The 13,481-nt window shown below is 43.6% G+C and carries 9 protein-coding genes; 6 read left to right on the forward strand and 3 right to left on the reverse strand.

Annotation, left to right across the window (positions count from 1 at the left end; genetic code table 11):
- Window positions 1–290: 290 nt before the first annotated feature.
- A complete protein-coding gene (gene kdsA / locus VR862_RS13260) occupies window positions 291–1,109 on the reverse strand; it encodes a 3-deoxy-8-phosphooctulonate synthase (protein WP_324721474.1) in 819 nt (272 codons plus the stop codon).
- A 61-nt stretch (window positions 1,110–1,170) separates the two neighbouring features.
- The gene (locus VR862_RS13265; protein WP_324721475.1) at window positions 1,171–1,755 is read right to left on the reverse strand and encodes a nuclear transport factor 2-like protein; all 585 of its coding nucleotides are present in this window, start codon (window positions 1,753–1,755) and stop codon (window positions 1,171–1,173) included.
- Window positions 1,756–2,060: 305 nt separating this feature from the next.
- Here VR862_RS13265 and typA point away from each other — a divergent pair, with 305 nt between their 5' ends.
- Window positions 2,061–3,860, forward strand: a complete 1,800-nt coding sequence (gene typA / locus VR862_RS13270; RefSeq protein ID WP_324721476.1) for a translational GTPase TypA — start codon at window positions 2,061–2,063, stop codon at window positions 3,858–3,860.
- A 131-nt stretch (window positions 3,861–3,991) separates the two neighbouring features.
- Window positions 3,992–4,231 carry a uroporphyrinogen decarboxylase gene (locus tag VR862_RS13275; protein ID WP_324721477.1) on the forward strand — a complete coding sequence of 80 codons (240 nt, stop codon included), beginning with the start codon at window positions 3,992–3,994 and terminating at the stop codon, window positions 4,229–4,231.
- Between the two features lie 420 nt (window positions 4,232–4,651).
- Here VR862_RS13275 and VR862_RS13280 read toward each other — a convergent pair whose 3' ends face one another.
- Complete coding sequence (locus VR862_RS13280) at window positions 4,652–5,338, reverse strand: cell division ATP-binding protein FtsE (protein WP_324721479.1); 687 nt, start codon at window positions 5,336–5,338, stop codon at window positions 4,652–4,654.
- Between the two features lie 199 nt (window positions 5,339–5,537).
- Between VR862_RS13280 and VR862_RS13285 the strand changes: the two genes are divergently transcribed.
- The 4 genes from VR862_RS13285 to VR862_RS13300 all read left to right on the forward strand — a co-directional run bounded on the left by VR862_RS13285 (window position 5,538) and on the right by VR862_RS13300 (window position 13,356).
- On the forward strand, window positions 5,538–8,558 hold the full coding sequence (locus VR862_RS13285; protein WP_324721480.1) for a tetratricopeptide repeat protein: 3,021 nt from the start codon (window positions 5,538–5,540) through the stop codon (window positions 8,556–8,558).
- 19 nt (window positions 8,559–8,577) lie between these two features.
- The gene (locus VR862_RS13290; RefSeq protein ID WP_324721481.1) at window positions 8,578–10,305 is read left to right on the forward strand and encodes a TonB-dependent receptor; all 1,728 of its coding nucleotides are present in this window, start codon (window positions 8,578–8,580) and stop codon (window positions 10,303–10,305) included.
- Between the two features lie 211 nt (window positions 10,306–10,516).
- Window positions 10,517–11,650 carry a hypothetical protein gene (locus tag VR862_RS13295; protein WP_324721482.1) on the forward strand — a complete coding sequence of 378 codons (1,134 nt, stop codon included), beginning with the start codon at window positions 10,517–10,519 and terminating at the stop codon, window positions 11,648–11,650.
- 74 nt (window positions 11,651–11,724) lie between these two features.
- Window positions 11,725–13,356: an amidohydrolase gene (locus VR862_RS13300; RefSeq protein ID WP_324721483.1), complete on the forward strand. Its 1,632-nt coding sequence runs from the start codon at window positions 11,725–11,727 to the stop codon at window positions 13,354–13,356.
- Window positions 13,357–13,481: the final 125 nt, after the last annotated feature.

The following is a 13,481-nucleotide window of genomic DNA, read 5'->3' on the forward strand; positions in this document are numbered from 1 at the left end:
ATTTCTTTTTGTATAGCTTATCTTTGAAAAGATCCTCACAATTCAAACATACGAGGGTTCCAAACCCTGAAAGGGTTATGTGCTACCTATATTTCGGTCCTAACAGAGCTTCTATCAAAATGCTGCTCCCAGCCGAACTTCTAATTCATATTAAACCTGCAAGGTCTCTTTTTGACCTTGTAGGTTTCCCCTCATGAATTGAAAAAAGAAAACCCTACAGGCTTCAAAATCCTGTAGGGTATATTCAGTTATGATGACACGGATTTTTAATCCGTTCCTTCGCAAAATTTTTAAAAAGAATTTATCGTCTTCCTTATCGCTGTCAAATTGCGCAGCAGTCTTTCCAGATATTGGATGTCCAGCATATTTGCGCCGTCGCTCTTGGCGTTTGCAGGATCGAAATGGGTCTCGATGAAAATTCCGTCGGCTCCTGTGGCGATCCCGGCACGGGCGATCGTTTCGATCATATCAGGTCTTCCACCGGTCACTCCGCTGCTCTGGTTTGGCTGTTGTAGAGAGTGTGTTACATCAAGAACGGTAGGTGCAAATTGTCGCATGGTTGGAATTCCGCGGAAATCCACGATCATATCCTGATATCCAAACATAGTCCCCCGGTCTGTCACCATCACCTGTTCATTATTGCAGTCGGTCACCTTAGTGACTGCATGTTTCATGCTTTCGGGGCTCATAAACTGGCCTTTTTTGAGATTCACCACTTTTCCTGTTTCGGCGGCAGCGACCACAAGATCCGTCTGGCGTACCAAAAATGCAGGAATTTGAAGAACATCTACATATTCCGCGGCCATAACTGCATCCTCCCGCTCATGTATGTCGGTCACAGTGGGAATTTCAAAACTTTCAGAAACCTTCCGCAGAATTTTCAGAGCTTTTTCATCACCTATTCCGGTAAAGCTGTCGATCCGGCTGCGATTGGCCTTCTTGAAAGAACCTTTAAAAATATAGGGAATCTGTAGTTTATCTGTTATTTCCAACACTGTTTCGGCTATGCGTAAGGCCATGTCTTCGCCCTCAATGGCGCAGGGGCCGGCAAGCATGAAGAAATTACCCGAGTCGGCGTGTTTTATCTGTGGTATCTTATTGAGTTGCATAAAAGAAATTTACTGCAAAGATACCTTTTTTGGATCTTTAATGGGAAAACCAATCTCGACGCTACTGTTTATCTTCATAACCTTCAAGAAAATCCCTTTCCTCCTCCTCAAATGGAGGTTGTACTTCATAACCCAGGGCTCTAATGATCCTGTTGTTATCATAGTAGAAATGATACTGCCTTACCTTGTTCTCATGGAATTTCAAGGCTACGTGATAAGGGAAGCTAATGGTCTCTCCCGTAGGATAGCTTAGGGTGTTGGTGCCCCAGTGCAAGATCCAGTTCCCTTCTCTAGGTCCTTCGGGTACTGTCACAGCCAGCCATACCCCATCTTCAGAAAGAACAGGGGTGGCAATTTCACGACCTTTTTTCCAATACTGCACGGTCTGTCCCACACTAAGGCTGTCGTAGCTGCCCAGATTAAAGAATTTTGCATCATCGGTAGAGTTCTTCTTAAGCAGCTCCCAGTTTCCGGTTTCGTAGGCCTTAACTGTCTCACGTGCAATTTGCATTATTTTATCTTCTTCGGGAAAATCGAGACTCACATCCCCGTCAACCTGTCCTAAAGCTGAATGCCATACACCAACTCCGGTAAGTAAGCAAAGTAAAAATAGAATAGCCCTGGTACTTTTTGTTCGTTTTTTCATAGCCGAAATATTTATAGGGGATAAGGTAAATTACTGAAATGTAAGGACTTAAAGTTACGAAATTAAAAGGGTAAATGGAATTTGTAAATATTAAAAAATGAGGGATCTCAGAAATTATGCTTTTTCTGAACCTTATAATTCATCTTCAACTTTTTCTCAAAAGTACTGCGGATTCTAAGCTTGTCGCAACTTGTTGATCTTCAAAATTTTGAGAGGCAGAAATCGGAAAATTTTATTCAAAGCCGATGTGTTTTTTATGGAAAAAATAAATGTACCTTTGCAGCCTTTAAAAATCAGGCGTTTATATGACAGCTATTAAGAATATTGCGATCATCGCACACGTTGACCACGGGAAGACTACCCTGGTGGACAAAATTATGTACCACTGCAGGCTTTTCAGGGAAAACGAAAATACCGGGGATCTTATCCTTGACAACAATGATCTTGAGAGGGAGCGTGGGATCACCATTACTTCCAAGAACGTATCTGTGGTTTACAAGGATACCAAGATCAACATTATTGATACTCCGGGTCACGCCGACTTTGGGGGAGAGGTAGAAAGGGTTTTGAACATGGCCGATGGGGTGCTGCTATTGGTAGATGCTTTTGAAGGACCAATGCCGCAAACCCGTTTTGTACTGCAAAAGGCAATAGACCTTGGATTGAAGCCTTGTGTGGTGATCAATAAGGTTGACAAAGAAAACTGTACTCCCGAGGAAGTGCATGAGAAGGTATTCGACCTGATGTTCGAACTGGGTGCTGAAGAATGGCAGCTTGATTTCCCTTCTGTTTATGGTTCGGCCAAGAATAACTGGATGAGCGATGACTGGAGGAATGAGACAGACAGCATTGAACCGCTTCTTGATATGGTGATAGAGCACATCCCGTCGCCAAAGATCGAAGCAGGTTCTCCGCAAATGTTGATCACTTCTCTTGACTTTTCTTCTTTTACCGGAAGGATCGCTATTGGGCGTCTTCAACGCGGAACCTTAAAAGAAGGAATGCCTGTTGCTTTGGTAAAGAGAGATGGCAGCATCAAAAAGACAAGGATCAAGGAATTACACACTTTTGAAGGTCTTGGCCGTAGAAAAGTTGAAGAGGTACAGGCAGGGGATATTTGTGCCCTGGTTGGACTGGAAGGCTTTGAGATTGGAGACACTGTAGCCGATTTTGAAAATCCTGAAGGCTTAAAGACTATTGCTATTGACGAGCCTACCATGAGTATGCTTTTCACAATAAATGATTCTCCTTTCTTCGGAAAAGATGGAAAATTCGTTACCTCAAGACACATCAAGGAGCGCCTGATGAAGGAGCTTGAAAAGAACCTTGCTCTTAGAGTTGAGGAGACCGATAGCGCAGATAAATTCATGGTCTTTGGCCGTGGAGTTCTTCACTTGTCGGTTCTAATCGAGACCATGCGTCGTGAAGGATATGAGCTACAGATTGGACAGCCACAGGTGATCATCAAAGAAATTGACGGGGTTAAATGTGAGCCGATCGAAGAACTGACCATTGACCTGCCCGAAGAAGTTTCAGGAAAAGCTGTGGAAATGGTGACTATGAGAAAAGGGGAGATGTTGAGCATGGAAGGAAAAGGAGACAGGATGACCATCCAGTTCCAGATCCCTTCCCGTGGAATCATCGGACTTAGAAATCAGCTACTGACTGCAACTGCGGGAGAAGCTATTATGGCTCACCGCTACAAGGAATATCAGCCACTTAAAGGAGGAATTCCGGAAAGACAGAACGGTTCCTTAGTGTCTATGGAAACCGGAAAAGCAATTCCTTATTCTATTGATAAACTTCAGGATCGCGGAAAATTCTTTGTGGATCCGGGAGAGGATATTTATGAAGGACAGGTAATTGGAGAGAATTCACGGCAGGATGACCTGGTAGTGAACATCACCAAGACCAAAAAATTGTCCAACGTACGTTCTTCGGGAGCAGATGACAAGGCGAAGATCGTTCCGGCGATTAAATTCTCGTTGGAAGAGGCTTTAGAGTACATCCAGAAGGACGAATATGTAGAGGTAACGCCTAAACATTTACGTCTAAGAAAGATCTATTTAACCGAAAACGATCGAAAGAGAAATAAGATCGTTTAATTCGGTAAGAAATAAATAATAAGAGCTGTCAAAAATCGTATTTTTGGCAGCTCTTATTTTTGAAGCCTGTTTTCAAAAATTGAGCAGCAAATTATCTTGAATATTAAACCCTGAATTTTGAATCAATAATTATGGAAGTTTTTGGAATATCATACATAGAATGGATTGGATACCTGGCATCTTTTTTCCTGTTGCTGTCCTTTCTTATGAGAAATATCACCACTCTTAGATACATTAACAGCCTTGGATGCCTGCTTTTCGTGATCTACGGACTCCTTCTCGATTCCTGGCCCATCACGATCACCAACGGTGCTATCATTTTGATAAATATTTACTACCTCTTCATCAACAGGAAGAATTCCGGAAGTTAGATATTAGAAATACGAGGTACGAAGTTAGAATTACGCGTTTGCACAAACACCTTTCAAAAAAGGCATTTTTGGGAGGTGTTTTTTTTACCTGTCTTTGCGAGGGATGGACTACTAGAGCGCAGCAATCTTTGGTTTGACCTGTCTGTGCGAGCGCACGGAGTAAGCGAAGCAATCTCCCAATGAGGAGCAGGATTTAAGTTTCGACTATAAGCAAGAGCAGAGTTTCTGCAGGAGGAGATTGCCTGCCTGCCGGCAGGCAGGCAGGCTTCAGTCGCCTTTCGGCTCCTTCGCAAAGACGGTACAAATTATTTGTCTTGTCTTGTTTCTTGTCTCTTGATTCTTGTCTCTTGTCTCTTGTCTCTTGTCTCTTGTCTCTTGGCTCTTGGCTCTTGTTTCTTGTTTCTTGTCTCTTGTCTCTCCCTAAGTCACCGTCTTCTGAACCACTTCAAACACCTTTTGTCCGTCGCACTTTAAGGTTTTGGAAGGATACTTCAGCAGCAGCGCGTAATCGTGAGTGGCCATGAGGATGGTCTTTCCGTTTTTGGAGATCTGTTGTAGCACTTCCATGACCTCCACAGAAGTTTGTGGGTCCAGGTTTCCGGTGGGTTCGTCGGCAAGAATCAATTCAGGATCATTTAGAAGAGCGCGGGCAATAGCGATACGCTGCTGTTCCCCGCCCGAAAGCTGGTACGGATTTTTAAATCCTTTTGTGCCCATACCAACTTTTTTCAGGACTTCCTCGATCTTCGCATCCATGGCGGCTCTGTCTTTCCAGCCGGTGGCTTTGAGCACAAACAGCAGATTTTCGTTGACATTACGGTCATTGAGCAACTTAAAATCCTGAAATACTACCCCTAGCTTTCGGCGTAAAAACGGAATGTCTTTTTCTTTAAGAGTGCGCAGGTCGTAATCTACGATATGGCCTTCACCTTCGGTAAGCGGTAGGTCTCCATAGAGAGTTTTCATGAAGCTACTTTTTCCTGTTCCGGTCTTCCCGATGAGGTAAACAAATTCCCCTTTTTCGATCTCGATATTAACTTCAGAAAGTATGAGCGTCTCCCGTTGATAGATGGCAGCGTCTTTTAGGTACAGAACTGTATTCGACATGAAAAATCAAATTTTAGAGAGGTAAAAGTAAGAAAGAGAACGTAATTATTGCGGCTTGTGTTGCTTTTCTTCTGCTGAAATTTTCCGCAGATAATTTTAGGTTTCATTTAACGATAGCGTATAATTTATCTTACAACAATGGCGTTATTACCTTAGAGTTTCTTATATCTTTGAATCATCAACAAAACAAGACCTACGAATGAAACATAGCAAAATCTGCCTTTTTGTTGCTTTTCTTTTCCTTTCGCTTCCCGGTTTCTCACAACAATCTGCCATTCAAAGCAATGACCTGGCCGATTATAACCGTGCACTGGAATTATACAACAATCAGCAATACCTTGCCGCACAAACTCTTTTTGATGAAGTGCAGGATGAAACAGATGATGAAAGAATAAAAGCCAATGCGGCTTATTACATAGCCAATGCTGCAATAAGGCTGAATCAACCGGGAGCCGATGAGCTTATGGAAGATTTTGTGCAGCGCTATCCTACAAGTACGAAAACCAATGCCGCTTACCTGGACGTGGCCGACTATTATTTCGAGACCGGAAAATATTCTCTGGCCCGCAAATGGTACGATACGGTCGACCAAAGGAACTTGAGCAAGGCAGAGAAGGAACGTTTCAATTTCAATAACGGCTACGCCTACTTTCGGGCAAACCAGTATGACGAGGCTAAGGAGTATTTAAACAAGGTAAAAGACTCCAAAAAATATGGCTCCCAGGCCAAGTACTACCTCGGCTTCATGGCCTATGAAGGAGATGATTACGAGCAGGCAAATGAACTTTTCGAAGAGGTACAGGGCGAGGAGCGGTATGAAGAGGACCTTTCATATTTCCAGGCCGACATGAATTTTAAGCAGGGGAATTTCGAAAAAGCCATTGAGCTGGGACTTGAACAGTTGCCTAGAGCAGATCGCCGGGATCGCTCAGAGCTTAACAAGATCATTGGGGAAAGCTATTTCAATCTCGGGCAATACGAGCAGGCGATTCCATATTTGAAGGAGTACCAGGGGGAAAGAGGGAAATGGAATAACACAGATTATTACCAGCTGGGATACGCTTATTTTCAGCAGGGGGATTATGAGTCGGCTATTTCCGAATTTAACAAGATCATAGATGGTAAGAATGCAGTGGCACAGAATGCTTATTACCACCTTGCCCAGTCTTACCTGAAAACAGATAAAAAGCAGCAGGCACTGAATGCTTTTAAGAATGCCAGCGAAATGGATTTTAACCAGGAGATCAAAGCCGATGCGGCACTGAATTATGCAAAACTGAGCTATGAAATTGGAAATAGCTATGCCAGCACTCCGCAGGTGTTGATGAACTATCTCGAGACTTATCCAAATTCTCCTGCCCGTGATGAAATAAACGAATTGCTTATCAATTCCTTTATTACTTCCCGAAATTATGAGGAAGCCATGCGTCTCCTGAAGGGGAACAGAAATTTCCAGAACAATGTGGTTTATCAGCAAGTGGCTTTTTACCGCGGACTGGAGTTATTCAATGAAGGTAACTACCGGGAAGCCGAAGAATATTTTGACCTTGCCTTAAGCGAAAGACGTGATCCAAGGTTCACTGCTTTGGCGACCTTCTGGAAGGCCGAAAGTGATTTTAACCTTCGCAACTTCCAGGATGCGCTCGTTGGATATCGTGAATTTGCAGGAATGAGTGGTGCACAAGGGGCTTCAGAAAAGGAGAACCTAGACTATAATATTGGCTATGCATATTTCAAGCAAAGGGAATATGATCGTGCTGCAGAATACTTTAAAAGATATGCCAATAATTCTTCCAACGACCGCGAAAGAAGAACCGATGCTTTTGTGAGACTGGGAGACAGTTATTTTGTAAACAGTAGCTACTGGCCTGCAATGGAAGCCTATAATTCGGCCATTGCTTTAAATGGATCGGAAAATGACTATGCAGCTTTTCAAAAAGCGATCAGCTACGGATTTGTTCAGCGGAATGATACAAAAATTCAGGAGTTGACAGAGTTCCTTCGAAAATATCCGAGGTCATCATATCGTGATGATGCCGCTTATGAATTGGGCAACACTTATGTGGCTATGAATAATACCAGCCAGGGTATGGAGGCCTATAACAGGCTCATTAGGGATGTTCCGGGCAGTACGTTTGTTCCGCAGGCATTGCTGAAGCAGGGATTGATCTACTACAATAATGATCAGCCCAATCAGGCGCTTGAAAAGATGAAAAGAGTGGTGGCCGATTTCCCGAATTCGGCTGAAGCTGTGCAGGCAGTAAGCACCGCCCGCCTTATCTACGTGGACATGGGTAGGACAGATGAATATGCTAATTGGGTGAAAGATCTGGACTTTGTGGAAGTGACCGATGTAGATCTTGATAACACCAGTTTCGAAGCTGCCGAAAAGCAATATCAAAATAACAATACTTCAGCAGCTATTACAGCTCTTGAGAAATATTTGAATTCCTTCCCTAACGGAATACATTCCGTACAGGCTAACTTCTACCTTGGCCAATTGTACTTCCGTGAAGGAAATAAGCAGAAGAGCATTCCGCATTATAAGTATGTGATCCAGAGATCGGCTTCAGAATATCTTGAGCAATCATTGGCAAGGCTTTCGGAAGTGTACCTGGAGAACAGGAATTATTCCGAAGCAATTCCGTTGTTAAAGCGTTTGGAAACCGAAGCATCCTTTGCTCAAAATACCATTTTTGCGCAGTCTAACCTTATGAAGTCTTACCTCGAGGAAGGTAAATACAATGAAGCAGTAGCCTATGCAGAGAAGGTACTGGCAAACCCTAATGCCGAAACAAGTGCCAAAAATGATGCCCAGGTGATCATTGCTCGTGCCGCGATGAGAACCGGAAACGAAGATCGTGCAAAACGTGCCTATGCCGAAGTTCAAAAATCTGCCACAGGGGAATTGGCAGCCGAAGCTCTTTATTATGACGCCTACTTCAAGAACAAAGCGGGTAATCACAAGGCTTCAAATGACGTGGTGCAGCGTTTGGCAAGAGATTATTCCGGTTATAAGCTGTACGGTGCAAAAGGTCTGGTTTTGATGGCCAAGAACTTTTATGCCTTAGGCGACGCTTACCAGGCAACCTACATTTTGGATAATGTAATTAAAAATTTCACGCAGTTCCCGGAAGTTGTTGCTGAAGCCAAACAGGAACTTGCCCGAATCAAAGCACAGGAAGCCAGAACCAACGCTTCTGTAGAAACCAACAATTAAGATACATAAAAGCCTTCCCATGAAAATCAAATCGTTAAGTGTATTTATCATGCTTTTATTTTTCACCGGCTTCTCTTTTGCCCAGGATCTTGGGAGCGAGACAGTAGAAGTGGTGAAACCATATACTCCCACTGTTAGTGATGCCAATAAGATTCGGGAGACACCAAAGATCTCCGATTCTGTGAACCTGGAGAAAAGGCCGGTACAATACAGTATTTTCTCTGTGCCGGTGGCTTCCACTTTTACTCCTGCAAAAGGCAGGGCTACAACAGTAGAGCGACAGCGGCCACCAAAGTTGTATGACAATTATATCACCCTTGGTTTTGGTAGCTACACCAGCGCTCTGGCCGAATTCTATAGCAATATTGAGGTGAACCGGACCGATAATTTCGGGGTTTTCCTCACTCATAATTCTGCACAGGGAGGAATAGACGGAGTTTATTTGGATGACAGTTATTATGATTCCGAGCTCAACCTCAATTATTCTTCGCGCAATAGAAATCTGCGCTGGAATACAGATTTTGGGGTAGAGCACAGGTTGTTCAACTGGTATGGAGTAGCTCCTTCCATTACGAATGAAGAACGGGACGAAATTGATCCGCAACACAATTATTACAGCGTTTACGCCGGCGGGGAAATTAACTGGAATAAATCATTTTTTGATAATGCTGAAGTAAAGTACAGGTATTTCGGTGATGACTTTGACTCTGCCGAACATCGCTTCTCTATTAAACCAACCCTCGAGATCCCAATTGCGGGGGAATTTTTTAGAACAAATGTCATTTTTGACTACCTAAACGCCAGCTTCTCATCTTATAATCCCGGAGGTGAGGATACCGCCTATAGCTTTATGAATGTAGGTTTGGCCTCCAGCCTGCTGGTGCTTCGGGACGATCTGACCCTTAATCTGGGGGCGGCGATCTACTACAGTCTCGACACCGAGAACAGTGATGGAGGCGTTTATGTATATCCACAGGTTACCGCCAGCTATCGTGCTGCCGGGGATTATTTCATTGCCTACGCCGGCCTCGAAGGAGAACTGCGACAAAACTCTTATTACGAACTCACAAAGGAAAATCCTTTTCTTGCACCGGCAATTGGAGTAGCTCCTACAGATCAACAATACAAGGCCTACGTAGGGGCAAAAGGAAAATTGTCGAGCAGCATTGGATATAACACCCGCCTCAAATATATGGCAGAGGACTTCAAACCTTTGTTCGTATCCAACCCTCTGGATGTTTCTCAACCTGCAAACAAGCCGCCGTACACCTATGGCAATTCTTTTAATGTTATTTATGATCTCGTAAATACGATCTCAGCCTTTGGAGAACTTGACTTTGATGTCAACAGGAAATTGAATCTCCGCATCAACGGGGAATATTTTCTGTATGATACAGATGAACAGGATGAGGCCTGGAACCTTCCTAATTTTAAGGCCAATCTACTTGCAGACTATCAGATCACAGAAAAGTGGTTTGCAGGAGCCAATATCTTTGTCGTGGGAGAGAGAAAAGACTATGGAACATTTACTCTGGGAGAAGGATTTCCCACCGAAATGGAAGAAGTCACTTTGGATCCATATGTAGATCTTAATGCTAATCTTGGATACAGATTTAATGACAGATTATCAATTTTTGCTAAAGGAAACAATCTCCTGGGAGAAAATTATGAGCGGTGGAAGGACTACCCGGTGCTGGGGCTTCAGCTCATGGCAGGAGCCACTTACAAGTTTGACTTTGGAAGATAGATTTTATTATACCTCTTAAAAAGCCGGTTTTTACCGGCTTTTTTTGTTTGTTTGTAATCGTTCCCTGATCCTTAAAGGATTCTTAACAATTACATAACATTGGAACAAAATCAGGTTCCTACAGAAGTACATAATTTTGCAGCGCGAAAAATGCGGAAAAGAAAATATTATCCTATTTTTTCTCTAATTTTTGAAAACCTATTATTAGAAAATGGCAAAAACTAAATTTACCCGCACGAAAAGGAACAGGCCTTACTTAAACGTGCTCGACTTCATGGTACAGGAAAGAACCTTCCTTGCCATCGTGATCATTGGATTGGTATTGGCCGGGATCCTTACGGGTTATGGCCAGGCAGGGATGTGGCTTGGATTTTTCTTTGCTGCTTATGCAACTGTGGCTAATGACAGTATCCAATCCCTGGGAACTTTCATTGAAAGTAATAAAAACCGGAAATGGTGGGTCATGTGGATCTTTATCGGGACCATCTTTCTTGCAGTAGTGACCTTCAGCTGGATCTATTTTGACGGGGATGTGACCTATCAGCGACTGTTAAATCCCGATGGGACCACCAAGTATCCGCATCCGGAGAACTTCAGTTTTTTCCAGATCATTGCTCCGCTGGTACTTCTTATTCTCACAAGGCTGAGAATGCCGGTATCTACCACTTTCCTTATTCTTAGTGTGTTTAGTGCAGATACTTCTGGGATCACTTCTGTGGTTTGGAAGTCATGGACGGGATACATCATGGCTTTCGTTCTGTCATTCCTGGTTTGGTACCTGTCCTACAACACCATTAAAAAATATTTCAAAAGCAGGCAGTTCAACAAGAGCTGGAATGTTGTGCAGTGGGTTGTGAGTGGAACGCTGTGGGGTGTATGGGTGATGCAGGATGGTGCAAACATCGCAGTTTTTCTTCCAAGGCAACTGGATTTAGTACAATTCCTGATCTTTGCCGTGACCATTTTTGCAGGTCTAGGGCTCCTGTTCTACCTAAGGGGAGATAAGATTCAGGAAGTAGTAAGTGAAAAAGCAAGAATATCAGACGTGAGGGCGGCAACCCTGGTCGATGCTACCTATGTTATTCTTTTGATCTATAAACTCTTCATAAGTACAGTACCAATGAGTACCACCTGGGTTTTCCTTGGGGTAATTGGAGGTAGAGAGATCGCTGTGAGTCTTGCCCGTACCAAAAAAGGTAAAAAGCACCGTAAGAAAGCCGGTAAGATGATCTTCAGGGACTTCTCTTATGCCATGATCGGATTATTTGTTTCCATTGCGCTTGCTGCAGGAGCCAACTCCGACATTCGGGAAGCTATAGGTGACGCAATTATGAATTGGTTTTAACCCCTACTTTCAATTATAGGAAAATGCGCTTCATTCTGGAGCGCATTTTCTATTTTTACCTAAATCTTCAGAAAATGACAAAAAAACTATTCTTTTATATTTTAAGCTTCGGAATTTTCTTTGCCTGTAATGACAACAACAAAGAAGAAGCAGATCTCCTGATCATTAACGCAAATATTTACACGGTGGATGACGAATTTTCTACTGCGGAAGCTTTCGTGGTAAAGGACGGAAAGTTCGTCGCTGTAGGTACAACAGCCGAACTTCAGGAAAAATTCAACGCAGCTGAAGTCCTGGACGCTCAAGGCAAGACAATACTTCCCGGACTTATAGACGCACATGCACATTTCTACGGATTAGGTACCCACATGCAAGCTGTGGATCTCACCGGTACGAGCAGTTTCAAGGAGGTGGTGAGCCGCATTACTGAATTCCAAAAGGAGAAAAATACCGATTTCATTGTAGGTCGTGGATGGGATCAGAACGATTGGGAAGTTCAGGAGTTTCCGGTAAAGGACACTCTTGATCTCTTATTCCCGGATATCCCTGTTGCGATTACCCGCATTGATGGCCACGCCTTACTTGCCAATCAGGCTGCACTTGATGCTGCCGGGATCACTGTTGATACGCCTGCCGAAGGGGGAGAGATAGAGAAGCGAAATGGAAAGTTGACAGGGATCCTAATAGACAATCCAATGGCGTTGGTGGAAAATGCAGTTCCTGCCACCAGCACAAAAGATCAGGTCACAGCTTTACAGGATGCTCAAAAAGAGGTTTTCCAGTATGGATTGACCACGATCAATGATGCCGGCCTGGATCGCAGCACAATAGAATTGATCGACAGCCTGCAGCAGGCAGAAGAACTGGATGTTCGTATCTATGCCATGATAAGCAACACCAAAGAAAATCTTGACTATTTTTTGGGGAGAGAACCATTAAAAACCGATAAGCTAAACGTACGCGCGGTGAAATTTTACGCCGATGGCGCACTTGGTTCTCGCGGGGCTGCTTTAAAAGAACCTTATTCAGATAAGCATAACCACTTCGGAGCTCTGTTATCCTCTGTAGCCGATTTTAAAGCGACCGCTGCCCGTATTGCAAACTCCGAATATCAAATGAATACCCATGCGATCGGTGATTCGGCTAACGTGGTAGTTTTAAAAACTTACGATTCCTTACTTGCAGATGCAGGAGACCGTCGCTGGAAGGTGGAACATTCTCAGGTGATAGCACCCGAAGATTTCAAGTACTTCAGTAAGAATATCATTCCGTCTGTCCAGCCAACCCATGCTACCAGCGATATGTATTGGGCGCAGGAAAGACTGGGGCCGGAAAGAGAAAAAGGCGCCTACGCCTACAAGCAATTGCTCGATGAAGCCGGAATTATTGCTTTGGGTACCGACTTCCCTGTGGAAAAAGTTAGTCCGTTTTTGACCTTTTACGCTGCAGTGGCACGTAAGGACACACAGAATTATCCGGAAGGCGGTTACATGCCCGGGCAGGCCTTAAGCAGGGAGGAAGCACTCCGGGGGATGACCATATGGGCAGCTTACAGCAACTTCGAGGAAGAAGAGAAAGGTTCCATTGAACCAGGAAAGTTTGCCGATTTTGTCATTTTAGACAAGGATATTATGACAGTCTCTGAAGAGCAGATCCCGGAGATGAAAGCAAATGCCACTTACCTGGGAGGCAAAAAAGTTTATTAGAAGTACGAAGTTAGAAGTACGATTTTAGAAGTACGAAGTTAGAATTGGAGAAACCCTTTAAAGAAAATCTTTAAAGGGTTTTTTTATCTTTAAAAGCTTAAATTTTGAAACCTTCAATCTTGAAC

Origin of the sequence: Salinimicrobium aquimaris, from assembly GCF_035607535.1 — a bacterium.
In the GTDB taxonomy this organism is placed as follows: Bacteria; Bacteroidota; Bacteroidia; order Flavobacteriales; family Flavobacteriaceae; genus Salinimicrobium.

What these genes read in the sequence shown, in the direction of transcription:
- VR862_RS13275 (WP_324721477.1), top strand. Translation starts at nt 3,992, where the DNA reads ATGGAAGTTTTTGGAATATCATACATAGAATGGATTGGATACCTGGCA.
- VR862_RS13295 (WP_324721482.1), top strand. Translation starts at nt 10,517, where the DNA reads ATGGCAAAAACTAAATTTACCCGCACGAAAAGGAACAGGCCTTACTTA.
- kdsA (WP_324721474.1), bottom strand. Translation starts at nt 1,109, where the DNA reads ATGCAACTCAATAAGATACCACAGATAAAACACGCCGACTCGGGTAAT.
- VR862_RS13300 (WP_324721483.1), top strand. Translation starts at nt 11,725, where the DNA reads ATGACAAAAAAACTATTCTTTTATATTTTAAGCTTCGGAATTTTCTTT.
- VR862_RS13265 (WP_324721475.1), bottom strand. Translation starts at nt 1,755, where the DNA reads ATGAAAAAACGAACAAAAAGTACCAGGGCTATTCTATTTTTACTTTGC.
- VR862_RS13280 (WP_324721479.1), bottom strand. Translation starts at nt 5,338, where the DNA reads ATGTCGAATACAGTTCTGTACCTAAAAGACGCTGCCATCTATCAACGG.
- typA (WP_324721476.1), top strand. Translation starts at nt 2,061, where the DNA reads ATGACAGCTATTAAGAATATTGCGATCATCGCACACGTTGACCACGGG.
- VR862_RS13285 (WP_324721480.1), top strand. Translation starts at nt 5,538, where the DNA reads ATGAAACATAGCAAAATCTGCCTTTTTGTTGCTTTTCTTTTCCTTTCG.
- VR862_RS13290 (WP_324721481.1), top strand. Translation starts at nt 8,578, where the DNA reads ATGAAAATCAAATCGTTAAGTGTATTTATCATGCTTTTATTTTTCACC.